Genomic DNA, 26,624 nt, shown 5'->3' on the forward strand with positions numbered 1-26,624 from the left:
GACGGCCTGACTGACGAATTGCCTCGAAGGCCCAAGCCGCAGAGCAAGAGCCACCCGCTCCACCCTCAACGCTCCTTTATCATTCCTGACCTGCAGCTACGACAGTGACGACCTTCGGCGAGATCGCGCTTTCAGCCGCCGGAGATGTCCCTGATCTTCAAGCAAGTCTGAATGAACAGGCAGGAAAACTTGTGTCGCAGCATTCGCTTTTCGACCCAGCCACCACTCTGGTGCGCGATGGACCGAACCGCCTCCCGACACTGCCAATTGCGACCGGCAGTCTTGATGACGGCTTTTTACGTCATCCGAGCACAGGCCGAATGAGAGCAAAGATATCGCATTTCGAGCAGACTCCAGAAGGTAACAGCAGGGCATGACCCATCCCGTACAGAGTGGGTTCGAAATAAGACCGACCGTTAAATATCGTTATTCATTTGATCCGGAAACATGATGAAATAGTATCTCGTTTTTAATTTGAAAACATATAATTAACGGTTAACATTTGTAACATCACAAATGAGAGACTCGAAATGTCGAACACTTATCCGCAGACAGGCCAGAACGTTAATCTTCCGAGTTCGAGTCAAACATCCCTGTACAACGATATTTACGTAACGAATTCGAGCAGATCGTACGGCAGCTTCAACGGAAATGGGCGACAGAACGATAGGGTTGCAGGTGGCGGCTCTGGAGCGACGTATCAGGTCTCCAATAATTCGACCGCCACTTTCCGCGGATCATTCAATCTGAATGGCGCACGTGTGGTTGTTGATCGCGGATCGTCAATTGTCGTTAACGGCGACTTCACCAACGCCTATGGCGGCAACGTTGTTCTCAACGGCAATCTGACCGTCAACGGAACGACAAATCTCAACACCTCACGGATAACCGTCAATACGGGCGCAACATTTACAGCGAACCGTACGACAAATCTCAACTCGGCACACATTCTCATCGACGGTGGCACCGTCGACCTCAAAGGAAATCTGTCGAACAATAGAGGCGTCGTATTCGACTTCAACAAGAACCCGAAGAGCACTCTGATCATTGCCGGTCCGAACGAAAACGACGACATGCAAACGGTGACGATCAGGAATTACGTCTATGGCGGCACGATCAAGATAAACTACGACCGTGATCTTAATCCCAACGCCAGTCTGACCACGCATTATGACACGCGCAGCCACACCCTGACCGTCCTTTCAGGGGGGCGGAGACTGCTCGTTCTTGAAGAATTTTATCTCTCTGGAACTGCCAAGCCTGAGGCATCGACTCAGTCCGTGGGTCGAGACGTCTATCTTGTTCTGACATGCTTCCTTGCAGGCAGCCTCATCCAGACTGTCGATGGAGAGAAGCCGGTTGAAGATCTGGCAATTGGCGATGAGATCATTGCGTATGTCGACGGGGTCGCCACTATTCGCCCCGTGATGTGGACGGGTCGCGCCCACTGTGCTGTTCGTCCGCATCTCTCTCTAGATGAGGCCGATTATCCTGTTCGCATTCTCAAGAATGCCTTCGCTGAGGGCGTACCTTCCCAGGATCTGCTGGTGACAGCCGAGCACTGCCTGTTTCTCGACGGCAAATTCGTTCCTGCCCGCATGTTGGTAAATGGACGTTCCATCTTCTACGACACCACGATCACGTCCTACGACTACTATCACATCGAAACTGAAGAACACTCGGTGGTCAGGGCGAATGGTCTCTTCACAGAGAGCTATCTCGACACAGGCAATCGTCGATCATTCACTCAGAATGGCAAGGTTGTGCTCTTCACTCCGTCGCGCAATCTGAGCTGGGATGATGCAGCGGCTCCTCTGACGACCTTGCGAGAGGACGTCGAACCGGTGTTTCAGCACTTGATGTCACGCGCCGAGGCAATCGGGGTGGCAAATCACTTTGAAGCCCCTGCCAAAACCGAGGATGCGGCGCTTCATCTCCGGACCGAGACGGGGATAATCATTCGCCCAACCCGAAAGGACAAGAACCGCGTGATGTTCATGGTCCCCTCCGGGATCGAGAGTGTCCGCATCGCGTCCAATGCGAGCCGTCCCTGTGACGTTGTTGGCCCTTATGTGGACGACCGACGCCTTCTGGGGGTCCTCGTTGGCGACATTACCATCTTCGAGAGCGAGCAGTTCCGTCTTATTACAACCCATCTGGAGACGGCCGATCTTGTCGGCTGGAACGATGGGGAGAACGGCCGCGCACGATGGACTTCCGGTCTCGGCGAGTTACCTCTGGGTGAACGCCAGCCAAACTGTCTGGCCATTCTCGCCATCGAGATCAAATCGGCAGGCCCTTATCTCCTGGATCGAACAGAACCCGCACTGACGGCCCTGACAGCCTGACACCGCCACCTCTGAACGCATCGTGCAACTCCATAGCGGGCGATACGCCACGATGGAGCGCTAGGCCCCAAGGAGTTTGTTTGAGGCTCAGCAGAGCGTTACTTCGAGACCGTCAAGCAACCCTTTTCATGAAACGGCTCTGAGATGAAAACGTGTCATCTCGGACCCTTTCCCGAGACGCAGCGCGAAACCTGGCCACAGGCCGGTCCCATTGCTGACGTAAAGGGTCATGGCACCCAGCCTGTATCGACCAGAGACAAACCCTGCATTGCCCCGGGCCACCAGCCGATCCAGACCCAGGATCATACCGCCATGGGTATGGCCAGAAAGCTGCAGCAGCACACCTTGCTTTGCGGCTTCACCAGCCCCGGAGGGCTGGTGATCGAGCAGGATGACAGGGGCGGAGTCAGGTCGCCCTTTGAGGGCCAGGGTCAGATCCGGAGGAGCCTCGCCATGGCTCGAAGCGGCCCTGTCGGTCACACCGGCGAGCACAATCCGCTCTGATCCACGTGCAATGACGTGATGCCGATTGAGAAGCATCTCCATACCGAGGCTTTGGAGGTGTTCTATCCAGGCGCCGTAGTCGAAAATATACTCGTGATTACCCGGAACCGCGAAAATGCCGTCTTTTGCTCGCAACTCTGCAAGGGGGGCGACATCAGCCCGCCGCTTGGCAACGGTACCATCGATAAAATCACCGCTGATGACGATGAGATCAGCCTTTGTTGCATTGGCCCGCGCACCACAGCGGCGGCCCATTTCGCAGGAAAGAGCGTGGTCAGATGGAGATCACTTAGCTGAAGGATCGTATAGCCATCGAAGCCCTTGCCAAGTCCGGGAAGTTCGACATGCACGTCACGGACAGGAGGCACACGGAGCGCATTGTGAACCCCGATCGCGGAGAGCAGAGCAGCGATTGCCCCCACGGTGACCCGCATGGCGGGATTGATCCGAGGCGGCTGCCAATTGATCGCAGCGATCACAAGCGAGACGAGATCAGTCGCAAGTTGCAGCACTGTCAGAAAGAGAAGCGCGCCGAAGGCCCAGTTGAACAGGATGACAATGATACGAGGCATCTCAGGCGCGAGAACCGAGCCCGAAGAGAGGCGGCACCATTGATGGTAGAACGCGGCAATAACGAAGAACACTCCCACAACCAATCGCACAGTCATTGGTAATGGGAGCGGCCATAGCCAGTTGAGGACAGGAATTGAGAGCAGCACTCCTGGAATGATTAAACGCATCAATGACTGCTTCCTCTTGATCTCTGAATCGGACGGCTCAGAAAATACGCGCTCACAATTCCCACGGAGGCAGCTGCGGACGCGTTCTGAGAAGACGATGCCCCTTAAGTCAGAGAGGAGACAAGTTACCGAATGGATCTGCCCTCAGGAGAATCAGCCAATCTCGTTCGGAGCCACGAGAAAGACCAGTGTGTCAACGGTTGACGCGTCGCGATCGAGCTGAAGCTTGACGGGCTCTCCGCTTTGCAGGAACCAACCTGTGAAAACGCCAGCATACACCGCCGCAAACCACTGCCCCGAAGGCGTGCCCAGCGACCCAATGTGAGGCGTTCCGGTAAGGTCCAGATAGAGGCTGCGCGTTTCGTGAGATAATCTCAACTGAGCCCGTCCCCAGCCGACAAGCGTGAGAAGCGCATTGCATTCGAGCTCGAAATCCTCCGTCGTCTCACAGCTGGGCAGTGGAAGCCTTGTTGAGAGACGATGACCAACGCTGAACAAAAGCGCATCGCGCTCCTCAGGGCCTGCCTGTAGATCGAGTTCGGTCGCGAGCGCGTGCAGAAAGAGGGAGTAATCAGGCGCGGTCATTTCGTCCCCAAAAAGCTGTATTTGGCAGAGACAAAGGCTCTGACTTCATTCCAAGGCCCAGCACGCTGATAATCGGCATTGAGGCTGAGCTTCAGGTTTGGTGTCATCCGATAATCGATGACGCCATTGATACCGCCCGTCAAACCATTACCGGAATTGCCAGCCTGATAAGCATAGAGCGGTGCCACATTGGCGAGGAGCGCCTGGTCACCTGGATTGTTCGGAAAGGTTTCTGCCCGGTTGGAACGATAGGTCTGATATCCCGCCCGTCCAATCAAGCTCCAGTCCACTTGCTTGTAAGACCCCGAATAGGTGACCGGAAAGGTGAAGGCGACAAAATTCTGCGGAGAGAAATACCCGCCATTGCCGAAGCTGAAAGCGTACTCATTTCGCTCATAACCGAACCACGTCAGATCCATTCCAAGATGGATCTTGTTGATGGCGTCATTCCATACCTTGACCTGCCCACCGGCTCCCGCCTCATAGCCCGTATTGCTGCGCGTGTTACGTCCAGCAAGATAGGAACCTCCCCCTCTGACATAGAGGGAAGCATCGCGATCGCCATAGGCAAGCTGGGCGTAGACGCGAGTACGCGTGACGCCGCCCCATGTGGCGCCCGAGGCGTCCTTGAGACCCGCATAGGAAAGGATACTATCTTCAACGGACCGGCGTTCAACACCGACGCTCAGCACGGTATTGCGCGCAATCGTCGGTGAGATCTTGCCACCACCGAGAATGTTGTTGACCGCGAAACCCAGAGGCGAAGAGCCCGCATCGAGCGCGAGCCAACGCCAGTCATAAGATGCCCCAACGGCGATCCCGGTAGCATTGAAGGGCGATGTCTGGTTCAGCGGGGCTCCCGAAATCGTCGAGTTCAGAGCGTTATACCCGATCGCCAAAGGCCCCTCTACATCGCCTGTGCGATAGGACCGACTACTCAGGAAGGTCGGCGTTGCAGATAAGGTAAGATGGCCTCCACCGAGCGGCAACCTGCCGAAAATTTCGGCATTCACGTTGCTCAATCCATTGAGGCCGGAGCCGGACCGCGTATCGATGCCGGGCGTAATGTTGACGGATGCCGCCAGCGCATCGCTGATCTGGGTCAGATCGCCGTCAACACGACGTACGAACGGGTCCGTCTCGTTTGAGGTCGGCGTAAGGTCTTCCGACGCGAAGGGATTATTCCGGCGGAGGGCAACATTCTGACTCGGTGTGAGCTGTTCGATCCTGAGCAGCCGCGCCTGAGCCAGTTCACGCACAGCGGCCCGCGTGTTCCCGCGCGCCCTGTCGAGAAGTGCTGCCGCGTACCAGCTCCGTGGATCTGTCGGCGCTATCGCATTCATCTGCTGCAGATAGCCACTCGCCTCAGCATAGCGATGCATCGAAATCGCTGTCTCGATGAGTGCAAGCCGCGCATCGAGGTCTGCAGGGTCGTGTTCAACGGCCTGAAGCGCGATCTGATGAGCCTGAGCGTGCTGACCGCCCGAGCTGTAAAGACGCGCCAAGGCGAGATTGGCGGCAACGGGAGGTCGTTCGCTATTCAAGGCCGGAGCGAGGGCTTCATAGGCCTTTGCCCGGTTACCCGCTTCATTGAGCCGGTCTGAGGTTGCGATGGCCAGATTATTATCGAGCTGCTTCGCCCTGCCCTGTTCATCAGGCGTGAGGGTCACCGATTTCGCCGAGGCGCTCAGACGACGAGCACGCTCGAGATCGTGCATATGCAAGAAGGCCTCGGCATAAGCGAGTTTCTGAACAACCGTCAGCCGAGCCGCTCCCTGCGCCAGCTGCATATCCAGCAATTGCGCGGCACCAGCTGCGTCGCCCCGGTCATAGAGAGCTGTCGCAGCCTGCTGAGCCAGACTCCCCTCAGGATCGCCCTGATCGAGCAAGTGAGCGAAATAAAATCTCGCAGAATCTCGATCGGCAGGGGCGCTTGCAACATCCTCACGAAAGGACGCTGCGCGCAGCACGGCCGCAAGCTCGGGCGTGAGAGCCCGCGCAGGAAGAAGCGACTTCAAACGCCGGATTGTCTGTGCGTCATTCGTCTGTGCCGCGAAGAAGAGGCCGGCCTGCAGCGCAGAGACATCTCTTCCTGATGGCGCGTCCAGAAGAGGCGCCATTACCTGTTCGGCATCGGCGCGTCGGTTCTCCGCGAGGAGCGCCTGAGCGTAATGCAGTCGGGTCCAGGTAGAAAGTGCGTTGTCGCGATCTGCCTGTTGCAAAATATTCAGGCGCTCTGCCTGTGTCGGTGCCTGTCCAGCCTCGGTGTCATAAAGTAAGGCCCTGAGCTGCGCATTCGGAACCGGGCTTTCATTGAGCAGGCTACGCGCCTGAGCGTAATCATGTTCCTCCAGCAGGGCACGGATGAGCCGTTCACGATAGCTGACACTCCGTGGCTCCTCTCTGAGAAGCGCACGATAGGCATCGATCGCTTCCTGCCGGCGACCTGTACGTGCCAGAATGTCGGCGCGCATTGCGCGTAACCAGCCTTGCTGCGGGGACTGGGCGATCAGGGGATTGATAAGAGCAAGGGTTTCGGCATAGCGTCCATTCGCAAAGAGCGAATTGGCTTTTGCATAGGTATCGCTGAGGACGGCTCCCGTTGACGCAGATCGCCAACGCCCGGCAGTCGCAGGGTCAGCCTCCATCGCCTCATCCAGATAGGCTTTGGCCTCAGGACCACGCTTTAATCGAAGCAGGGCAATGCCAAGTCCCCCGAGCGTATCGGCGTCATTTGGGGATCGCCCCAAGGCTTCACGAAAAGCACCTTCCGCAGCAACCGGATCGTTCGCACGCAGAGCATCCCAGCCCTTTTGCCTTGCGATTTCTTCGGGTCTCGCAATGACCGGTGCAGCCCGCTTTCGTAGGGCCTGAATGTCCTTGTCTTCGGGATGAGCCGCAAGATAATCACTGACAACGGCGGTTGAGGACGCATTGGCCGGAAGCCAGAGGACCGATTGTCGTGTCGTTTTACCGATATCGCTTCTCTGGACCTCGCTGAGTCCCGGCAGTTTGGACAGGGCAACAAGACGCCCGATCCCGGAAACGCGTGTCTTCTCGTCCCACACAAGAGACTGGGCATAGGCGATCTGATACTCGATATTATCGGGGGCACCGGAAACGAGTTTGCCCAGCCCTGCCTGGGCCCTGCTTCTCTGCTCGGGCACGCCGGCCAGGGTCCGATAATATTCGAGTGCGTAACGTGCCGGGGGGCGGTCGGGATAGGTTCTGAGGTAAGCGTTTGCAGCCTGAACAGTCGCACCCTTGCGCGCCAGTTCGCGAGCGTTCTGTATGTCGCTTCCGGGAGCCGATCTTTCCTGAAGCTCCGTGTCGAGTGAGCTGCCTGCATCGGGGTCGCCATTTTGATCACGAATATGCTTCATGATCTTGCGGGCGCCAGCCACGTCTCCATCACGCAGGCTCATCTGCCCCTGAAGAGAAAGAACCTCGGGATTATCGGGCGCCAGTGAGGCTGCCTGGTTGAGCGCGATCCGCGCATCATCCATCCGTCCGTGATCGAACCAGTAACGGGCTCGCCTTATGACAGCCGTCAGAATACGGCTGGTCTCCGTTTCCTGAACCAGCGGACCGGCTGTTGAGGTCGGGGCCTTGCCCTGCGCTGAAACTGCGCTGTCCGGTGCGGCAAGAGCCTGCCCCATAAGCACGCAGAGCATCGCAGGCACAGCCACCGTTGAGTACCATAGGGTCTTATTTGTCACGACGGAGCTCCTTGGCCCGACGCTTGGCGTGGGAGGTTAACACCCGGAACAGGATCAGGACGCCCAGACCGATACCGAGCACGGCAAGGAAAATCACCCTGAACGGATGATCTCCAAGATAGAGATCGGGCCAGAACCAGAAAGGAAGCGAACCGATCGAGTAGGTCGGCAGGTTACGCGTTGCCAGAACATGGCTGGCATTGAGCAACGAGAGATCGCCCTGGATCATAGGCTGCAGCTTCGGATCCCGCATGGTCTGGATGAGGCGGTCCAGCCCTTGAGGATTCTCACTCAGCATCAGAAGCATCGTGGCCTTCCGGGAGAAGGGCGATTGCCGCTCGATCAGGACGCCGCCATCTCCAAGGGATGTGGTCGTATTCAATGACCGAAGGAGGTTTTCAGTACCCCGGACCGAACTACCACTCAGACTGCGCGACATCAGACGAAACGGCTCGAGGAGAGGTGAGCTCGCATAATTCAGGGTCGTGCCGGTGAACCGGTAAGGCGTCCCCTTCAGGAAACGTTCAACAGCCTGTGACGAGGAGACCGTATCCATGATGATGAGATTGCGCTCTTCGCTATCAGATACGGCATCGCTGTGAAGTATTGTCAGACCCGAAGCGGGATATTCAGTGATGCTGCCGATCATCCCCATCAAGTCGAGGAAGGCGCTTTCTGTTCCCTCGGATCGGGTTGCCGGAAGAACGATCGCCGTATCCGACAGATCCGCCATCCGCGTGAATGGGAAGCCCGAATTGGCGAAATAAGCCAGATTGGGGAGCTGGGTATAATGGTACGCGCGTGTCAGATCGATCGTCGAATCCGGATCGATGCTCATGCGAAGATCCTGCGTCATGCCGCTGCAATCCCGACGCCCAAGAGGTCGACCCTCAAGATAAAATCCAATCGTATTGGCGCCATAAACCGACCAGGGCGGGATGGAAACGCTGGCTGACTGGGCGCGGGAGGCGTCGGGCCAGAAACGTCTCAGCCATTCGGGGATTTCGGCGGGCGGGGCGAGCGAGACGCTCGTGAGGTAAGTGCCGTTTACACTGACGTCGACATGGGAGCGCGCCTTGTCGATCTCGGTTCCAAGGGGCCCCGCACGGTGAAGTGGATGTTCAGGGGGTGATCACGCCAGGTGTAGATGTCGGGTGTGGTACGGAATGGCACCGCAATCGTGCCCGGTACATATCCATATCCCTGGAGACTTGAGAGCGGAACGAGATCGCCAAACCGCACAGGCTGACTGCGTGTCACGAAACCAGGGGCATCGAAAGGACGACGCGCGGCAAGGGATATGGCCGGTGCGAGAATCCGCGAAGCATGTGGAAAGCCGACGCTTCCGAACGCGACCGAACGTGCAGCAGCCTCAACTTCGTCATCAGTCCGACCGGTCACGATGAGAACCGCCCCGAAAGGATCGTTGGGGTTAACATTCTCCATCACGGTCGGACCCGTAACGCTTTCCCGCCCGATGAACTCCTGCCCGATGAACTCCTGCCCGACATCGCTCGCCACTCCGATAATGATGCGTTGCCGGAGGGAGGAACTTGCCGCAGGACCGGAAAGCTTGCCCCGCGATACTTGCTGAGCGAGCCGAACCACGATGCAAGTACCCCTGACGCTTCGAGAACATGAGAGCCACTGTGATTGTTCAACACGAAAGGAAGCCGCACCGGGGTCAGGACCGCTTCATTGAAGAAAGGCGCCGGGAGCGCTGCAAGATCCCGCGACGGGGGCAGAGGCGCCGACGTTACCGAGATGCTGGACTGACCCAGAATCTTTGCCCATAGGACTGAGCTCGTCTGATCTCCACAGCTTAGCGTGTACTGCCCAGCGAAATGGAAAGTCAGCACATTGTGCTCTCTGAAAAACAGGGGATTGATCGGAAATGTGAGAGGGCCGAACTGAGGCTTGGTCTTGTCCGGATGGACAACACCAACGAACTGATCGTTCAGAAATATGGTCACTCCGCTTCCCTCTGGGAGAAGATCTGGCGACAAGGATCCCATCAAAGATAGCGATGCTGAGGTCACCACCTCAGAGGGGGGCATACCGAAATTGAGCCCCTGAATGGGAATCCAAGGTGTCATGACAAGGGTGTCAGCACTTCCGAGCTGCTTGAAACTCCATGACGTGGTTCTCGCGTTTTCGAGCTCTTCACGAGAGGCGACCGGTTGAACAGCTCCCGTCGAATTGTCCGTTACAGGCTGCGTCAGGGCACCCTCACCCTGGGGTGCCGATCCGGCCTGAGGGGGGGCACCGGCTGCAGGAAGGCTCGCGGCGGCGGGGGGAGATCCAGCTGCGGCATCTTTGGGTGACAGCGCACTGGGCAATGGCAGGTCAGCAGGGTTTTCCTGCGCAAAGGCGGCACCTGACACACCGAAGAGTGCCAGGGAGAGAATCACAAGCCGAACCAGACCCGCCTTTGGTTTGACGAGCACCGCAGCCCGTCGGATCGTCGGCGGACTGACACGAGGCTTGACCGGGATCGCAATTTTGCGCCTCTTGAAGGTGGCCGGCTTGAACAGTCCGACGATGCTATGCAGGATAAGAATGATCGATCTCCGCAGGCTATCAGGCTGGTAATCGGCCCAGTTGTCCCATGCATCACGACTGCCAAAAATCACTCGCACAATCTGCGCCTCCTGCAAGATGGATGTCGCATTCCACCGCAACGCCAAAGCACCAGTGTCCGCCGCCCGGACAACCTGCCCCGGAAGGCAATATGTCTCGTGTCTATCCGCCACGAAGACCGTGATCTGCGCATCTCTCTCCAGAAGCACGTTTTCCTCAGGTTCTCCGTGCAGCAAGCACCCCCCTTGCGACATGTTTTCGCTCATATATTCGAGGAGACGCCCATCATCTGTGCGAACGGTAACGGGGATGACCATATCGACCCGTGGCGCCGTTCGGATCTGCATCGTTTCACGACCGATCGAAATTGCTGCCAGAACAATTGTAATACTCAGCGAAATCCAGAGGACATTCATGGCGAGGGCGTTTCGGACGATTGAATCGTTCTGACCGTGCAAGAGACGAAAGACACCGAAACCCCATGTCAGGGAGAGCCCGATCGCAAGATAAACATTGGGATAAATGGCGCTCCAATCGAGATAGGAACGATGAAGCACGCCTCCCTTTTCAGTCACATTGAACTTACCCCGGCGCGGGAACAGCAACGTGGTGATCGTCACGCGGGCCAGAAAGGGAGCAAGGGTCGTCTCATAGACTTCGCTCCAGAACGAGTAACGCCAGTTCTTGTTCGTTCTGGCCGATGTCAGGATGCTGTGCACGAGATGAGGCACCGCATAGATCGCAATCGCAAAAGGTGACGCAGCGATCAGTGTCTGATCGAAAAGAAGATAGGCGAGCGGAGAAACGAGAAAAATCAATCTCGGAATTGCGAAAAGGAAACTCGCAATAGCGGCGAAGTAGCACAGGCGTTGCGCAAAAGTGAGGCCGTGACCGAACAGCGGATTATCGATACGGAAGATTTGCAACATTCCACGAGCCCAGCGCAGCCGCTGACCAACGTGGAGGATCAACCGTTCTGTCGATAGACCTGCAGCGAGAGGCTTGGCGAGATAGGCTGTGGACCATCCTTGCGCTGCAGCTTCAGCGCAGTGTGCATATCTTCCGTGACAGTCTCGACGGCAATTCCCCCTATTTCCTGCAGAGCGCTCCGGCGAATGACCGCGCAGGAACCGCAGAAGAAGGTCGCATTCCAGAAATCGTTCCCGTCCTGAATCAGTCCATAAAAAAGATTTCCCTCAGGCGGAACGAAAGCTCCGTGAGAGAAGTTACGCTGGAACGGGTCAGGAGAATAAAAGTGATGCGGCGTCTGGAGAAGTGCGAGCCGTTTTTCCGAAACAAAGGGACCGACGGTTTCCTGCAGAAAATTACGCTTGGCGATGTGATCGCAGTCGAAAATTGCGATTAAGTCGCCCTTCGTCAGTGCAAGGGCGTGATTGAGATTCCCGGCCTTCGCATGCTCATGGTCCGCGCGCGCAATATACCCGGCCCCGCATGCCTCAGCGAACTCGCGAAACTCGTCACGATGCCCGTCGTCAAGCAGATAAACGTTTATCCTGTCGCTCGGCCAATCAAGACCGAGCGCCGCCAGAACGGTCTGCCTGACAATACGTAAGTCTTCGTTATAGGTCGGGATGTAGACATCGACGCTAGGCCAGAGCGAAAGATCGCGAGGCATGGGCTCAACCTGGCGCCGCAAGGGATGCAGCGACTGGAAGTAGCTCAGGACGAGCATCACGAAGGCATAGACTTCTGCGGTGACCAGGATGGTACCGAGAATGGATTGTGCCCAGGTACTGAAATCGAGGGTCTCTGTCAGTCGCCAACTGAGATATCTCAGCGATACGATGATCGATAATCCCTTGAGAACCAGCGTTGCTCTGGGACCTGGATGACGATTGACGTAGAGAAACAGGAGGATACCGACAAAGCAGATGATCGTCTGACCTGACAGGTTGAGATGGACGAACGCTGCGAGGAAGATGCAGAACAGCGCAAAGACAACCAGAGCGGCTCTGATGAGCGACTTGCGTGGCGACTGGCTCGCGTTGTCGATCCATCCTTCGACGAGAGGGAGACCGCGTCGAAGGATATTCATAACCGCCCTCGCCGCTCGATGAGGTTTTCGATGATCTGGACAAGCCGGCTTCCGACGAGTTCCAGATCCGCCGTGGCGCGGCAATAAGGAGCGTAGCTCTGAACGAGCTTCTGGCTCGCAAAGGCTTCCCCCACATGCTCATCCCTGCATATCGTGCCCAAGATCATATTCCCGAAATGGCGGGAGATCTGGGGCATTGCCATGGCGCTGATCCGGTTCATCGGGTCGAACCGATTGACGATGACACGGTGCACGAAAGAAGCCGGCTCATGCTGGGAAACTCCGTAGCACGCTCCGTTCTTGATATCAGGAATGAGCGAGATGCAGGACGCCTCGGGCGTCATGACGGTCACAACAATATCCGCGACCGGAAGAAGGCTCGAGAAAGCCGCTGAATAGCCAGGGGGTGTATCGACGATCACGATCGTTTCAGGTTCGTTTGCTCTGGCGAGAACCTCATTGGCAATAAGCCCGGGTTGCGCCCTGACAGCCTGATCAAACTCAGCCTGAAGAGGAAGCGTGAGGGCGCCAAAAGGATAAACAACCACGTCACTCGTGCTTGGAATCGCGGCATCGTCCCACGGGAGGCCAGCCTCGATACAATTGACGACTCCGAAACGTAACGACATCGGAACACCATAATGCAGGCGGAGTGCATTTTGGGGATCCAGATCGATCACGACGACATTAGGGGCTCCTGCGCGACGCATTTCGTGTGCGAGATGCGCTGCAACCATGGTCTTCCCGACCCCCCCTTTTGGGGAGGCGACGCATATTAGGGTCATCTTACTCTAATCCAGCTCCCTGGAGGTAGAATGGTGCTGCCAAATCAACGTTTGAACATGCCACGCAGACGTTGTTGCGCTTCGGGCTTCTCAGAGGAGGGCACGCGCAGAACAGTGAACATTTCTCGAAGCGACATCTGCCGCCAGTCGCCCTGAGAACCAGTCCTATCAGGATTTGATGACACGCGATTTGGGAGGTCGTCCGGATCAGAGCGTTTGGCAAGACGCTTGGGCAGCGGAGATTCAGCAGGCATGGAGTCAGCTCTGGAGAGGCCCAGGTTTTCTGACCGAAGGGTGGGGAGTTCACCTGCCGCGCGAATGGTTTCTCGGGGAAGTCAGACGCCTTCTCACCAGCCGACAGTCTCACCTCATGATCAGAGTGCGGTTCAACGCCTCTATCAGCTGCAATGGCAGGCTCGCCTCCAAATCGGGAAAGCGCATTGAAGTTCTGAAAACCATCATCTTCGGGCAGTGGGGCATCCCCGGAGAACGAATCATCCAGAATTCTGAATTTATCAGGCATCACACCATCTCCATTGCGGCAATTCGCGCCTGTAAGGTAAGCGAGGCGGAGTAGTAGTCGTTACTTTCCTTGATATTCGGCAACTCGGACAAAGCATCTGCGCCTTTCTGAGCGAACAGGAACACCGCTTTAAAACCTGGTGGAGCATTGTAATCGGAGCGCTTGCCAGTCTTGAGGTCGATCCAGTCAGGCAGGCCGCTCGACGCATAATTCTGGCTGACTGCATAAAGCGCCTGCGTCAGGCTCTCTGGCATCCGATTAGCCCATTTCAGGTAGAGTGGGATCCGAATGGCATCATAGGAAAAGCGGGGTGGAAAATCCGACGCCGGATAAATGCGCTCTGATTTCCGGTCGATCGAGAGCCAGTCAGGAGGAAGTCCCCACAAGCCGAAACGGCTGGATTGGACCAGTTGCTGTCCTGCATCCATAACGGCTTTCCAAGGGCCTGTTGGATCCATACGGAGAGCGCGTGAGAGTGCAGGCATATTGTAATAGGAGAGATTGACGACCGTGTTTTTAGGCCGTTCGAAACCCCGTGCCCCGGGTAAAAGAACCAGCCTGCTACCGATCTTGCGTACGCATTTGCGTCCTAGCGCCTGGATAATCGCCTGAGCGCTTTGCGCAAAGTCTTCTCTCCCCCAGAGCAGCGCGCCTCTTCGCAATGCCCAGGCGATCATGAGATCGCCATCCGATGCATTGTTCGTGTCGGTGATATGCGGCTCAGCGGGTGTCCAGCGCCAACTGTGAAGGTGACCGTCTTTATGCTTGAGCGTCGTGCGGGTCCAATTCCACATCGACTCAAACGCTTCCCGATCATTGAATGTCGAGGCGAAGAAGAGCCCGTATCCCTGGCCTTCAGAATGAGAAACATCATGATTGCCAGTGTCGACAATCCGTCCCTCGGGGCGGAGATAACGTGCCTTGTAAAGCTCCCAATCGGGATCGGCCACCATTGCCGCCCGAGCCTCACCAGCTCCGGCGAGCACACCGCTCAACGCCATTGAACTGCGGCAAAAGCAACGCCTGGAAAGTTCACGACGCATTAACGTTCTTTCGACGATTGACGGGCTTAGCCGCAGATGAGAGCACATTTCTGTGAAGAAGTATGCATATCCCGTCAACTCCTCGTTCGCGCCAACCAGCTTTTTTCTCGATTACCTCCAAGTATCTGGGTATAGTCCCGTAAAATTAACGATTTATAACGATTACATTTCCTATTCAGAACGGCGCTCGTCAACGAGACTCCATTTGCAGAAACCGATGATTGCATCATTCACCTACACCGAACCTGGTTAGAGTTCAGTCGGTATTTTTCCAATATAGATAGTAGTTTAAAACTCGACGGGACGAGGACTTTTATGAGCGGAATGCAGAGATGGGATTGAAATATTAGGTCAACGCCCTGCGCGTTATTGGAACTGGAAACACCAGACGATACTCCGTTCCAGCTTCAGAGCTAATATCCAGCGTTGCACTTAACTGGCGCGCGAATCCTCTCACCAACTGCAGCCCGATACCCTCTCGCTTCTCTTTCTCTGCCTGAGCCGCGTGGCTTAGGCCCACACCGTCATCTCGAAGTGTCAGAATCGCCATATCGTCGTTCCGGCTCAGCGTAATCGCGACAGCACCACGACGTTCATCAGGGAAAGCATATCGGAGAGCGTTGGTCACCACCTCGGTAACGATGAGCGCAAGCGGTACCGCCTGATCTGGCGTCACCGGTACATTTTCCACGTCGAGCGAAAGGCTGATTCGACCTCTATTGATACGGTTATTCGCAGTAAAAATCTGACTGGCCAGCTCCTCCAAGAACGCCCGGATATCCAACGCGGAAAGACCACCTTCCGGGTAAAGATGCCTGTGAAGCGTGGCCAAAGATCGCACCCTGTCCCTGACAAGATGAAACTCTTCACGCGCTTCAGGTAATTTGATCCTGTTGGCCTGCAAATTCAGAAGCGACGCAACAATCTGCAAATTATTTTTGACGCGGTGATGAATCTCTTTGATCAATAAATCCTGCTGTTTCGCAGCTCGTTGCAGGCGGGCCTCGTGTCGGTCGAGGCGTCTCGTCGCGCGATCAAAGGCGCGCTCCATCTGACGAATCTCAAGAGGCAAGGATTTCGGGAGATCAGGCTGAAATTTCCCATTTTTCCGCCAGACAGCAACGCTAAAAGCCAGCTTTTCCAAAGGTTCAACGAGATAGCGTTGAGCAGCAAGCGCGACCAATAGCAGTTCTACGACAAGAATAAGGACGATCAGCGCGACGCGTGCAAGGAAGAGGTGAAGCGCGCGGGTTTCAGCAAAGCTTCTTACGGACACCGCAACGATACTATTATCGCCATACCCCGGAACCAGGGTGTAATATAAATCGTCGACTTGAAAATGATCGCGAACCCTTCCCTCTCTCAGATCTTGATCAAGTCGTTTGAGCGCTTGGGTCGACCAGGGATCATCAACTTTTTGTGAGCCCTCTAATGGTACTGGCGGCGCCCCCGCCTTAAAAAGCCATAGATCCGTCGTTTCAGGCTCAAGATCGGTTGGCGAGCGAGAGTTCTTCACGGACGTCGCCACATCCTGCTTGATCAAGGGTCTTAGCGCGATAAGCTCCCCAGGCAGCGTCTCTCCCAAACTATTGACGTAACTCACCTTGATATGAGCTCGTGCAAGGGGAACCTCACCGTACGATAGAGACACGGTGGCTTCGCTGGGGCTTCGACCCATTCCAGAGGGACTGCTCTCTGCTTTCGTCGCAGAAAAAATCGGGACTGACCCACCGAGACAGGCAACTTTCGTCCGCCCCTTATCGGAGGAAGGAACAACAACCCGCCCTTCCCCATCGGATAGGATGAGCGCGCAATAGCGGTTTTGATCGATCGACTGAACAAGTTGAAACGCTTGATCGGCAGTTGCCTCGCGCATCCCACTTTTCGCAAGCGTCCGCAGCGCGCTCTGAACCCGCTCGAACTCATTCGCAATCTCACGTCGCGCGCTGAGAGCATCAGCGCGCGCGCGCTCAAAGCTGTTATCAGAGGTCGCGAGATAGGTGTGCCATGCCAACACCCCAGCCACACAGGCGAGAGGGAGAGACGTGCAGATGATGAGAGCCATCACCCGGGACCCTACTGTATCGAGCAGCCCGGAACGCACGGACAGCGCTTTAATCGGGAACAGCCTGCGAGAGCTCAATTTCTGTCCCCGTTTCGATTCATAAGCGCCGTCACAACCACATCATTAGGCGCTACGATCGTCTCGATCTTCCTCAATCAGACGAAGAAGCTCCTCTGGTATCGGCTCGTTCGCCACATCGTCAAACAACTGATGTAAACCGCGCTTAAGCCAGATATCAAAAGGATTGTCATTCTCCGGTGATGGCTGTGCCTGCCGGGGCTCATCGGCCGCGCCGTCCTCTCCCCCAGTCATGTCATCACCTCAACAAAAGAAATCAACCTATGCGTGTTTAACAGAGGTCTTGCACATGAGTTGCACTCAAGAGTTAAAATCAGCGCACTTGGGTCAAAATAGAAGCAGACTCACAAAAACGGGGAATGATGTGCAATCATTCCCCTCATAGCTCTGCAAATTATCAGCGCCAACTACAGGAAACCCCTGCTCAGCACATGAGAGCTACTTAAAATGTGAAAAGATCGTCTGACTTGAGGCCCTTCCGGCGACGATCATCAAGCAATGCACGCAATGAGGAAACCTTGACGCGCAACTTGTCATTCGCAGGAAGATCACCCGTCATCCAGGCTTCGAGCTGACGGCGAGCACGGAAGACACGGCTCTTGGCGGTACCAACGGCACAACCAGTTGCCTCGGCGAGCGATTCATAGCTCATCCCCTGCACGACAACCATCACCAAAGCTTCACGCTGGTCAGCAGGGAGACGCGACAGGGCCAGGGAAAGATCCTTAAGCGCCAGACTATCTTCGTGTGTCGGGTTGCTCGCAAACGACGCTGCGGGGACATCATCGATATCGGTCGTTTCTCGGCGCTTACGCAGATCGGAGATAAAACGGTTACGGAGAATGCGATGCATCCAGGCTGAAAAATTTGTGCCTGGAATGAAGCTGTTCTGAGCAGCCAGAGCGTTGCAAACCGCGTCCTGGACCAGATCCTCTGCAGCGGAACGGTTGCGCGTCAGGGACAAAGCCTGGACGCGGAGCTTGGGGAGAATCTGGATAACTTGGTCGTGGAAGCTGGTCATGCGAAAATCCTTCTTCGCTCAGTGCTTTTCATCTGAGGAATGAATGGCGAGAAACTTTGGTTGCAACGGCTCGAAATTTTTTGAACTTTTTTCGATACGCGGCGTGCCCAAGCACGATTCAGCTGACTTGAGTGACTGGTTTCCCACCTTCCGGGATAGAGGCGGACATGGCCATTTCCGCCAGTTTTGCGCGAGCCCGAGATACCCGCGCCTTGATCGTGCCGGCTGGACAGAGGCAGATCGCCGCCGCCTCCTCATAACTCATTTCCTGGGCGCCTACGAGAATGAGAGCCTCACGCAAGGCGTCAGGCAATCTCCAGATCAGAACTGATAGATCGAGCACCTGATCGCTGAACTGCTCGCCCCCTCGATCGTCGCCTTCATTGTCGCGGGATATCTGCGACAGGATTTCAACTTCACGAACCTGCCTTCGCCTTTGTTCGTAAAACAGGTTCCTCAAAATCGTAAAAAGCCACGCCTTTACATTTGTTCCTTCTGCGAATTGCGCCTTGGCGCCAAGAGCGCGCAAAACCGTGTCCTGCACGAGATCGTCGGCTTTTGACGCATCCCTTGAGAGATAGCGTGCAAAGCCGCGCATATCGGCAAGATGAACGGCAATGCCCTCTCGGACTGGATCACGAATGGCGGGCAGATTGCTCTGCAAACTGTCATGGACGTTCTTCAGGGTGCTGTCTTCTCAGTGGATGTCACAGCATTCCTCTTTGCTGATTTCGGAAATAGTGCCATTCTACCGCAATTGAACGCGTCTCGTACGTGAATGATTTCGGAGTTACGTTATTCAATGGTCGATGCAGAGCGCCAAGACCTGATTAGAGCCTTGCCCTTTGCGCGCCGTTTTGCAAGGGCCCTTGAAGGCAATCAGAAACAGGGCGACCAGCTTGTCGCGCACGCCCTCAAGAATTTGGCCACCCTTAAGGACGGCCACAACATCGGTATCCGCTATCGGCTTTACCGTGCAATCACTGAGCGCTTTCAGCAAGCGAATGAAGGCCCTCACACATCGGTAACGTTAACGCTTACCCAGCGATTTGTTCTTCTGCTCACGTCGCTCGAAGAGGTTCCTCTCAGCGCAGTGGCACTCATTCTCGATAAGTCCGAGCAGGATATCCTCGAAGACATCACACGAGCCAATGACGGGCTACGCTCCGTTGCCGAGACCAGCGTGCTGATCATCGAAGACGAGCCGATCATCGCGATGGACATCCAGGATGTGGTTCAGCAATGCGGGCACCGCATCGCGGGTGTCGCCTATAACGAGGCAGATGCAGTGCGGATCGCCAAGGAAACGCGTCCAGGCTCATTCTGGCAGACATTAATCTCGGAGGAGGCGGCGACGGCATGCATGCCGTTGGCCGGATCATGAAAGATCATCAGGCCCCTGTCATTTTTGTCACAGCCTACCCCGAGCGTCTGTTGACAGGAGAGCAGGAAGAGCCCTCGTTCATCATCACAAAGCCCTTCGAACCCACGACACTGGCCATCACAACCTATCAGGCGGTGACGGGCGGCGTGAAGGCAATCTGACTTGCATCAAATGGGTCTGTGCGACACATAGGACCCATGGCTGCACCGATCCTTCATCTTCGTGATATCGTCTATAGTTTAGGAGGCCGTCCGTTGCTGGACGGCGCTGAGATCGGGGTCGCTCCCGGGGAGAAACTCTGCCTTGTCGGCCGTAACGGCTCAGGCAAATCGACCCTGCTTCGTATCGCAGCAGGTGAGATCCTCCCGGATTCCGGGCAATGCTTCGTGCAACCGGGCATCAAGGTTGTCTATCTGCCTCAGGAACCTGACCTGAGTGCGTTCCCGACCAGCTATGACTACGTCGCTCAGGATCTCGAGCCCGAAGAGGATTATCTTGCTCGCAGCATGCTGGCAGAGCTCGGACTGACCGGCGATGAGCTGACAACGACATTGTCGGGAGGCGAAGCAAGACGCTGCGCCCTCGCGCGCGCCCTCGCCGCGCGCCCGGATCTGCTCCTCCTCGACGAGCCGACCAACCACCTCGACTTGCCGACGATCACCTGGCTTGAGCGCGAACTCGCCTCGATGCGCTCAGCCATGATCGTCATCAGCCATGACAGACGCCTTCTCGAAACGCTCTCCCGGGCCGTCGTATGGTTGGAACAAGGAATCACGCGCCGCCTCGATCAGGGATTTGCGCGCTTCGAAGACTGGCGCGAAGAAGTTCTCGCCCTGGAAGAGCTTGCAGCGCACAAGCTCGATCGCGAAATCGCGCGCGAGGAAGACTGGATGCGCTACGGCGTGACCGCGCGCCGCAAACGCAATGTCAGACGCGTTGCCGAACTTGCCGGGCTACGCGCACGCCGCAAGGACATTTCGAGCCAGTTCCGCGGCGCCCTCAAACTGACCGTTTCCGAGGCGCAGAACACCGGCAAACTCACGACCATGGCTGAGAATGTCACCAAGGGCTTTGGTGACCGCGTCGTTGTGCGAGATCTGGACCTGCGTGTTCTCAAAGGAGACCGGCTCGGGATTGTCGGTGCCAATGGCATGGGTAAAACGACGCTTCTACGCCTCCTTACCGGCGAAGATCAGCCCGATAGCGGCAGAATACAGATCGGCCCCTCGACAGCGCTCGTGACGCTCGATCAGCGCCGTGCGAGCCTGGACCCCAACCTCACCCTGTCCGACACAATGACCGGGGGAAGTGGCGATATGGTTCAGGTCGGCACAGAGAAGCGTCATGTTATCGGCTATATGAAGGATTTCCTCTTTCGCCCTGAACAGGCCAGAACACCCGTTGGCGTTCTCTCGGGTGGCGAACGCGGACGTCTCGCTTTGGCCTGCGCGCTCGCTCAGCCCTCAAATCTCCTCGTCCTCGACGAGCCGACGAACGACCTGGATTTGGAGACGCTCGACCTGCTTCAGGAAATGCTGGACGATTATCCCGGTACAGTCATGCTTGTCAGCCACGATCGCGACTTTCTCGACCGTGTAGCAACGTCAGTGCTCGTCGCACAAGGCGATGGTCACTGGATCGAGTATGCTGGAGGATATAGCGACATGCTTGCTCAGACAGGAGGAGAAGCTCCTGCTGAGCGGGGCACCGCAGAGCCAGCATTTAAGGAAAAAAATACTGTAAAAACAGAGAGAAGCAGCAAAAAGCTCACCTATAAAGACAAGCTGGCGCTGGAAAAACTTCCCAAGGAGATTGAGCGATTGGAGACGCTGATCGTGTCGCTGCGGGAAACGTTGTCCGATCCGGCCCTCTACAGCAAGAACGCAAAGGTGTTCACTAAGGCCAGCGAGGACCTGACGCAGGCCGAGACAGACCTCGCCACTGCGGAAGAAGCCTGGCTCCTGCTCGAAATGAAAAAGGAAGAGATCGAAACCGGCGCCTGAAGCGCTCCTTCCGATCTCAGGCCTGAATCAAACCGGAGAGCTCCATGGTCCTGCGGGAGAGGTCCATGCTGCTTTTGACCCGGATGGCCGCATCCAGAGCTCTGATACCAGCTTCGGCATCGACAAGCACAGGCGCCCCATCGAGGCAGGCCGCTGCGAAAGCATCATGCTCGGCGGCGAGATTATCACAATCTTTCCAGCGCATGGCTTCACGCTTGAAGCCACCTGTGCCGGGCAGAGGCAGGCCCCGCTTCCGCCCGATCATAGTCAGCTCCTGCTGCATGAAATCGGCAGAAAGATAGCCTTCTTCGGAAAAAACCCGCATGCGACGCTCGGTTTTGAGCGAGATGCGGCTGGCGGAGATCGATGCAACGCATCCGTTCACAAAACGAACACGCGCATTGGAAATATCCTCATGCTGGCTCGATACGGCGACACCCACCGCGTCGATTGATTCGATCGGCGAGTCAACCAGTGAGAGCACGAGATCGAGGTCGTGGATCATCAGATCCAGAATGACCGAGACGTCAGTGCCGCGCGGCTTGAAGGGGGCGATACGGGTCGCCTCGATATAAAGAGGCTTGCCGATCCGCTCGGAGATCGCACGATGCTCTGCCGAATAGCGAAGCAGATGTCCTACCTGCAGAATACACCCAGTCTCACGGGCAAGGGCGGCAAGCGCCTCGGCTTCTTCGAGGGTCGCTGCAATCGGCTTTTCGACGAGCACGTGACGGCCCGCCTTGAGACAGGCAGATGCGACAGGAAAATGGTGTTCGGCCGGAGCCGCGACGATGACGGCATCGACCTGCTTGATCAGATCCTCGAGGCTCTCCGCCTGAAGACATCCCGCTTCCTCAGCCACAAGACGGGCACGGGCCGGGTCAGGGTCGAACAGCGCAATCAGGGCCTCTCTCTTGCAGTCTCGCGCCTTGAGCGCATGAAACCGCCCAAAATGCCCGGCCCCGACAATACCGACCTTCAGCATGTGTTTTCCCGTCTCATACGCATCCGAATTCATGTTTTTGGTGTAGCAGGGCGCAGAGGGAGGTTGCAACGCACGGCGCCACCCGGCATCTTCCCGCAGCTTGACCGCCCTGCGGTAGCTTTTGATCTCCGGTCGTTACAAGAAGGACGCCGCTCAGTTCGATGATGTACTATAGTCGGCCTACCATGCTGGGAGTGCTCGGAGCCTGTTTGCTCGGGCTCCTGCTTTGCCTGCCCAATTTCATGCGCGCCCCCTCGGCCAAGCTGCCCTGGCATCAGATCCATCTGGGTCTCGATCTCCGGGGTGGCTCGTACCTTCTTCTTCGACTCGATCAGCAAAGCCTGGTCGATGATCGCCTCCAGTCGCTGGAAGATCAGACCAAGCAGGGTTTGATCGAGAAAAATCTCGGCTATCGCGATTTCCGCAAGGATGCAGCGTCACGCACGCTCAGCTTCCTCCCGCGCGATGCCAGCGAGCAAAAGGCGAGCCTTGAGGCGCTGTCTTTCCTCTCAGGCAGCAGCAACGAGGTCACGTCAGCTCTGGATCACGACCGCATCGTGCTGACGCTCAACGACGCTGTCCTGAAGCAACGCGCGCGCGAAGCCGTAAGCCAGTCGATTGAGATCGTGCGTCGTCGTATCGATGCAACAGGCGCTGTCGATCCGGAGATCACCCGCCAGGGCGAAGACCGCATCGTGGTCGAACTGCCTGGCATCAGCGATCCGGAGCATATCAAGCGCCTTCTCGGCACGACCGCGAAAATGACGTTCCGCCTTCTTGCGAATGGCATTGGCACCACGGTTGCCCCCCCGGGTGCAACGATGTTGCCCGATCTGAGCGCGAACAATCTTCTGCTGCCGGTCATGGATCATGTCGAGGTCGATGGCGCGGCACTCACCAATGCAGGCGCAACAATCGACCAGAAAGGCGGGCAATGGGCCGTCAGCTTCTCGTTCAACCGCGCTGGCGCTGCCGCCTTCGCGCGGACGACGCGAGAAAATGTCGGCCGACGCTTCGCGATCGTTCTCGATAACAAGGTGATTGAAGCACCTGTCATCAACGAGCCAATCACGCAGGGCAACGGTCAGATTACAGGCAATTTCACGGCTCAGGCCGCGACCGATCTCGCCGTCATGCTGCGCGCGGGCGCCCTGCCCGCTCCGCTGGCAGTGATCGAACAACGATCGATCGGTCCGTCTCTCGGCGCTGACTCCATCCGCGCAGGCGGGATCAGTCTCGGCGTCGGTTTTGTTCTGGTCATCCTCTTCATGGCCCTGTTTTACGGGCGGTTCGGCCTCTACGCGAATGTTGCGCTGCTCGCGAACCTTGTGCTCATGACGGCCATTCTCTCGCTTTTCGAAGCGACGCTGACGCTGCCCGGAATGGCGGGCATGCTGCTTACGCTCGGCATGGCCGTTGATGCCAATATCCTGATCAATGAGCGTATCCGCGAAGAGGTAAGGCGCGGTCGCACTGCGCTGGCTGCCATGCAGGCGGGCTTCGAGCGCGCGTCTTCGACGATTATCGATAGTAACGCCACGGCCTTCCTGGCCCATGTGATGCTGTTCGTCTTCGGCACCGGCCCTGTGCGCGGTTTCGCGTTGACGATCACCATCGGTATCGTCACCACGCTCTTCACCACCCTGCTCCTGTCGCGCCTGCTGATGGTGCGCTGGTATGCCCTCACCCGTCCCACAGAACTGCCGGTCTGAAGCGATGCTCTCACGTCCCCTTTTGCGCTTCGTCCGCGAAGACAAGCACATTCCGTTCATGCGGGGTCGCTTTGCCGGCCTTGCAACTTCGGCCATCCTCTCCGCGCTTTCGGTCGTTCTGTTTTTCGTGCCCGGTCTCAAGCTCGGTCTCGATTTCCACGGCGGTATCGTCGTCGAGGCCCAGACGCAGGGACCAGCCGATTTCGACAAGCTGCGTCACGCCCTGGCCGTCCATAACGTCACCGCGGCCGGGCTCCAGAAATTCGGCGCTGATAATGACGTCCTGATCCAGCTCGATACTCCGCCTGCTGGGCCCAATCAGGAAGCGGCGACACAAAATCTCGTCGACACGGTGCGTCATGCGGTTGTCGAGGCTCAACCCGGTACACAGGTTCTTCGTGCCGACGCGGTCGGGGCATCGGTTTCAAGCGAGCTGTTCCGCAACGGCCTTCTGGCGCTCGGGCTCAGCCTAGTCATGATCCTGGTCTATATCTGGGTTCGTTTCGAATGGGAGTTTGCGGTCAGCGCCGTCATCACCCTCGTGCTCGATTTGACCAAAACCGTCGGCTTTCTGGCCGTCACACGCTTTCAGTTCGATCTCGTGATGGTGGCAGCCATCCTGACCATCCTGGGCTATTCAACCAACGACAAGGTCGTGGTGTACGATCGGGTGCGTGAGAACCTGCGCAAGTTCCGCACCATGCCGTTACGGGAACTCCTCGATCTCTCGATCAACGAGACACTGAACCGGACGCTCGGCACGTCCATGACGGTGTTTCTCGCAGCACTGCCCCTCGCCATTTTCGGTGGGCACAGCCTATCCGGTTTTGCGACGGTCATGCTTTTCGGCATTGTGGTGGGCACGTCGTCTTCGATCTTCATCGCTGCCCCCTTGCTCCTGCTGATGGGCGAGAAGCGCTTGCGCCGCAGCAAAACGCCCTAAGTGCAGATTGCAGGCATAAGAAAAGGGGCCTTCGAGGCCCCTTTTTGCTGTCATGACCCTGATTGTTTGCTGCGCTGACCGGTTCAGCGAGTATCACTGGCCTGACGCTCTTCTTTCGACGGCGGCTGTGTCACCGGCGTGGCATACTCCAGAATCTGGTTGATCCCGGAATCAGCGAGGCGAAAATTTTCTTCGGACGGCGCGAAAGCGGCCTGCTTGATCAGTTGCCACGTATTGTGATCGATGGCGATCAGTCGGGCGATCTCTTCGTGCGTCGCCCGCTTCTGGATAATACGCACGATAAGTCCATGTTCGGCCATGCCGTTGGCAATAGCGTAGCTCGTTAGCAACACGCTTGGCGAGCGGTTCCTCTGAACAATGTCTCCTTCCGGTCCTGCGCAAGCAGTCAGAAGGGCGAAACCACAAAGTAAGGCTGAGGCAGAAAGACGGCGCATAGCGTGATCATGCGCCTCGACGGCGCATACGCCAAGTCGGCATATGCGCTGCCTGAAGGATCCAGTCGAAACTTACTTCGACTCTTTGGCCATGAGATCGCGGATCTCGGTCAAGAGAACTTCGCTCTTTGTCGGAGCGGGCGGTGCAGAAGGGGCGGCTTCCTGCTTGCGCTGAAAACGGGAAATAATCTTGATCAGCCAGAAGATGGCGAAGGCAACGATCAGGAACTGAATGACGGCATTGAGGAAAACGCCTACATTAACCGTGACGGCTCCAGCCTTCTGAGCCTCTGCCAGTGTCGGAAGAACGGGCCCCTTCAGCGTCAGAAAGATGTTCGAAAAATCGATGCCCCCCGTCAGCAGACCAATCCCAGGCGTCAGGATATCCTTCACCAGACTGGTCACGATCGAGGTGAAGGCAGCACCGACGATGATACCCACAGCCATGTCGATCACGTTGCCGCGCATGATAAATTTCTGGAATTCTGTAATCCAGCCAGGGGTGTGCAGCTTTGATCGGAGATCGGACATGATCTATCCTTTTCTAGGTTCAAGTATGACGAAAACAGGCTTCGTCCGCCCTGACCTGTTCGGTGAGGCAGACGGATCGGGTAAGGGATGAGGGATAAAAGAGAGCGATCAGGTAGAAAAAACACAGGAGACGCAAAAGTTTCTGCGTTTTTATCGTTCCCCTGACGGTTTCTTTCCGTTATAGCCGCGAAATTCGCTCCGGTCGGCATCGGAGCTCTGCAACAAGGACAACTGAGATGAAATCCGGCATCCACCCCGACTACCACGAAATCAACGTCATCATGACCGATGGCACCGAGTACAAGACCAACTCCTGCTACGGCAAGGCCGGCGACACCCTGCGCCTGGACGTTGATCCGAAGTCCCACCCGGCCTGGACCGGCGTGCAGCGCATGCTCGACACTGGGGGCCAGGTTGCCAAGTTCAACAAGCGCTTTGCTGGCATCGGCGGTCGTACCGCAAAGAAGTAAGTCAGGCACTCCTTCCCAGGCGGGACCTTGTTCTGCCTGGAAACGGTCCTACATGATGGTTATCGCGATGCCCTTGAGGGTCGCGAGACACCCC

Annotated in this window: 22 protein-coding genes and 1 pseudogene; 7 read left to right on the forward strand and 16 right to left on the reverse strand. The window is 56.7% G+C overall.

Annotation, left to right across the window (positions count from 1 at the left end):
* The first annotated feature begins 104 nt into the window (after positions 1 to 104).
* Together JCM15831_RS01910 and JCM15831_RS15865 are read left to right on the forward strand one after the other, a co-directional pair.
* Complete coding sequence (locus JCM15831_RS01910) at positions 105 to 377, forward strand: hypothetical protein (protein WP_025822316.1); 273 nt, start codon at positions 105 to 107, stop codon at positions 375 to 377.
* A 153-nt stretch (positions 378 to 530) separates the two neighbouring features.
* Positions 531 to 2,348, forward strand: coding sequence for a Hint domain-containing protein (locus JCM15831_RS15865; RefSeq protein WP_025822319.1), 1,818 nt, complete (start codon positions 531 to 533; stop codon positions 2,346 to 2,348).
* A gap of 126 nt (positions 2,349 to 2,474) precedes the next feature.
* Here JCM15831_RS15865 and JCM15831_RS22210 read toward each other — a convergent pair whose 3' ends face one another.
* The 13 genes from JCM15831_RS22210 to JCM15831_RS01970 form a co-directional block, all read right to left on the reverse strand.
* A complete protein-coding gene (locus JCM15831_RS22210) occupies positions 2,475 to 3,107 on the reverse strand; it encodes a metallophosphoesterase (RefSeq protein ID WP_232227940.1) in 633 nt (210 codons plus the stop codon).
* A gap of 638 nt (positions 3,108 to 3,745) precedes the next feature.
* Entirely contained in the window at positions 3,746 to 4,177 is a 432-nt protein-coding gene (bcsD, locus tag JCM15831_RS15875) for a cellulose biosynthesis protein BcsD (RefSeq protein WP_025822321.1), read from the reverse strand.
* On the reverse strand, positions 4,174 to 7,896 hold the full coding sequence (locus JCM15831_RS01930) for a cellulose synthase subunit BcsC-related outer membrane protein (protein ID WP_156938693.1): 3,723 nt from the start codon (positions 7,894 to 7,896) through the stop codon (positions 4,174 to 4,176). The genes bcsD and JCM15831_RS01930 overlap by 4 nt, the downstream gene beginning before the upstream one ends.
* Positions 7,886 to 8,980: a cellulose biosynthesis cyclic di-GMP-binding regulatory protein BcsB gene (locus JCM15831_RS19810; protein WP_084490504.1), complete on the reverse strand. Its 1,095-nt coding sequence runs from the start codon at positions 8,978 to 8,980 to the stop codon at positions 7,886 to 7,888. The genes JCM15831_RS01930 and JCM15831_RS19810 overlap by 11 nt, the downstream gene beginning before the upstream one ends.
* A complete protein-coding gene (locus JCM15831_RS19815; protein WP_232227952.1) occupies positions 8,944 to 9,342 on the reverse strand; it encodes a cellulose biosynthesis cyclic di-GMP-binding regulatory protein BcsB in 399 nt (132 codons plus the stop codon). Before JCM15831_RS19815 ends, JCM15831_RS19810 begins: the two co-directional genes overlap by 37 nt.
* Positions 9,342 to 11,405 carry a cellulose biosynthesis cyclic di-GMP-binding regulatory protein BcsB gene (locus tag JCM15831_RS21280; protein WP_156938694.1) on the reverse strand — a complete coding sequence of 688 codons (2,064 nt, stop codon included), beginning with the start codon at positions 11,403 to 11,405 and terminating at the stop codon, positions 9,342 to 9,344. Before JCM15831_RS21280 ends, JCM15831_RS19815 begins: the two co-directional genes overlap by 1 nt.
* A gap of 38 nt (positions 11,406 to 11,443) precedes the next feature.
* Positions 11,444 to 12,532: a glycosyltransferase gene (locus tag JCM15831_RS21285; RefSeq protein WP_156938695.1), complete on the reverse strand. Its 1,089-nt coding sequence runs from the start codon at positions 12,530 to 12,532 to the stop codon at positions 11,444 to 11,446.
* Positions 12,529 to 13,317, reverse strand: a complete 789-nt coding sequence (locus tag JCM15831_RS01940) for a cellulose synthase operon protein YhjQ/BcsQ (RefSeq protein WP_084490506.1) — start codon at positions 13,315 to 13,317, stop codon at positions 12,529 to 12,531. Before JCM15831_RS01940 ends, JCM15831_RS21285 begins: the two co-directional genes overlap by 4 nt.
* A 522-nt stretch (positions 13,318 to 13,839) precedes the next feature.
* On the reverse strand, positions 13,840 to 14,883 hold the full coding sequence (locus JCM15831_RS01950) for a glycosyl hydrolase family 8 (protein ID WP_198024215.1): 1,044 nt from the start codon (positions 14,881 to 14,883) through the stop codon (positions 13,840 to 13,842).
* 346 nt (positions 14,884 to 15,229) lie between these two features.
* Positions 15,230 to 16,948: a sensor histidine kinase gene (locus tag JCM15831_RS01955; protein ID WP_051528239.1), complete on the reverse strand. Its 1,719-nt coding sequence runs from the start codon at positions 16,946 to 16,948 to the stop codon at positions 15,230 to 15,232.
* Between the two features lie 123 nt (positions 16,949 to 17,071).
* The gene (locus JCM15831_RS01960; RefSeq protein WP_025822334.1) at positions 17,072 to 17,260 is read right to left on the reverse strand and encodes a NepR family anti-sigma factor; all 189 of its coding nucleotides are present in this window, start codon (positions 17,258 to 17,260) and stop codon (positions 17,072 to 17,074) included.
* Between the two features lie 208 nt (positions 17,261 to 17,468).
* Entirely contained in the window at positions 17,469 to 18,047 is a 579-nt protein-coding gene (locus JCM15831_RS01965; protein WP_025822335.1) for a sigma-70 family RNA polymerase sigma factor, read from the reverse strand.
* 118 nt (positions 18,048 to 18,165) lie between these two features.
* The gene (locus JCM15831_RS01970; protein WP_373277596.1) at positions 18,166 to 18,711 is read right to left on the reverse strand and encodes a sigma-70 family RNA polymerase sigma factor; all 546 of its coding nucleotides are present in this window, start codon (positions 18,709 to 18,711) and stop codon (positions 18,166 to 18,168) included.
* Between the two features lie 138 nt (positions 18,712 to 18,849).
* Between JCM15831_RS01970 and JCM15831_RS15895 the strand changes: the two are divergent.
* Both JCM15831_RS15895 and JCM15831_RS01980 read left to right on the forward strand, forming a co-directional pair.
* Positions 18,850 to 19,592, forward strand: a pseudogene (locus JCM15831_RS15895) (PhyR family response regulator anti-anti-sigma factor).
* A gap of 36 nt (positions 19,593 to 19,628) precedes the next feature.
* Entirely contained in the window at positions 19,629 to 21,434 is a 1,806-nt protein-coding gene (locus JCM15831_RS01980; RefSeq protein WP_025822339.1) for an ABC-F family ATP-binding cassette domain-containing protein, read from the forward strand.
* Between the two features lie 16 nt (positions 21,435 to 21,450).
* On the opposite strand, the gene JCM15831_RS01985 is transcribed toward JCM15831_RS01980, so the two are convergent.
* Positions 21,451 to 22,419, reverse strand: coding sequence for a Gfo/Idh/MocA family protein (locus JCM15831_RS01985; protein ID WP_025822341.1), 969 nt, complete (start codon positions 22,417 to 22,419; stop codon positions 21,451 to 21,453).
* A 161-nt stretch (positions 22,420 to 22,580) separates the two neighbouring features.
* On the opposite strand from JCM15831_RS01985, the gene secD reads away from it, so the two are divergent.
* Together secD and secF are read left to right on the forward strand one after the other, a co-directional pair.
* Complete coding sequence (gene secD / locus JCM15831_RS01990) at positions 22,581 to 24,131, forward strand: protein translocase subunit SecD (protein WP_025822343.1); 1,551 nt, start codon at positions 22,581 to 22,583, stop codon at positions 24,129 to 24,131.
* Positions 24,132 to 24,135: 4 nt separating this feature from the next.
* Positions 24,136 to 25,074 carry a protein translocase subunit SecF gene (gene secF / locus JCM15831_RS01995; protein ID WP_025822345.1) on the forward strand — a complete coding sequence of 313 codons (939 nt, stop codon included), beginning with the start codon at positions 24,136 to 24,138 and terminating at the stop codon, positions 25,072 to 25,074.
* Between the two features lie 83 nt (positions 25,075 to 25,157).
* On the opposite strand, the gene JCM15831_RS15900 is transcribed toward secF, so the two are convergent.
* Both JCM15831_RS15900 and mscL read right to left on the reverse strand, forming a co-directional pair.
* Positions 25,158 to 25,427: a hypothetical protein gene (locus JCM15831_RS15900; RefSeq protein ID WP_035773642.1), complete on the reverse strand. Its 270-nt coding sequence runs from the start codon at positions 25,425 to 25,427 to the stop codon at positions 25,158 to 25,160.
* Positions 25,428 to 25,601: 174 nt separating this feature from the next.
* On the reverse strand, positions 25,602 to 26,060 hold the full coding sequence (mscL, locus tag JCM15831_RS02005) for a large-conductance mechanosensitive channel protein MscL (protein ID WP_025822349.1): 459 nt from the start codon (positions 26,058 to 26,060) through the stop codon (positions 25,602 to 25,604).
* Positions 26,061 to 26,296: 236 nt separating this feature from the next.
* Between mscL and rpmE the strand changes: the two genes are divergently transcribed.
* Positions 26,297 to 26,530: a 50S ribosomal protein L31 gene (gene rpmE / locus JCM15831_RS02010; protein ID WP_025822351.1), complete on the forward strand. Its 234-nt coding sequence runs from the start codon at positions 26,297 to 26,299 to the stop codon at positions 26,528 to 26,530.
* Positions 26,531 to 26,624: the final 94 nt, after the last annotated feature.

This window comes from Asaia astilbis JCM 15831 (genome assembly GCF_000613845.1).
In the GTDB taxonomy this organism is placed as follows: Bacteria; Pseudomonadota; Alphaproteobacteria; order Acetobacterales; family Acetobacteraceae; genus Asaia; species Asaia astilbis.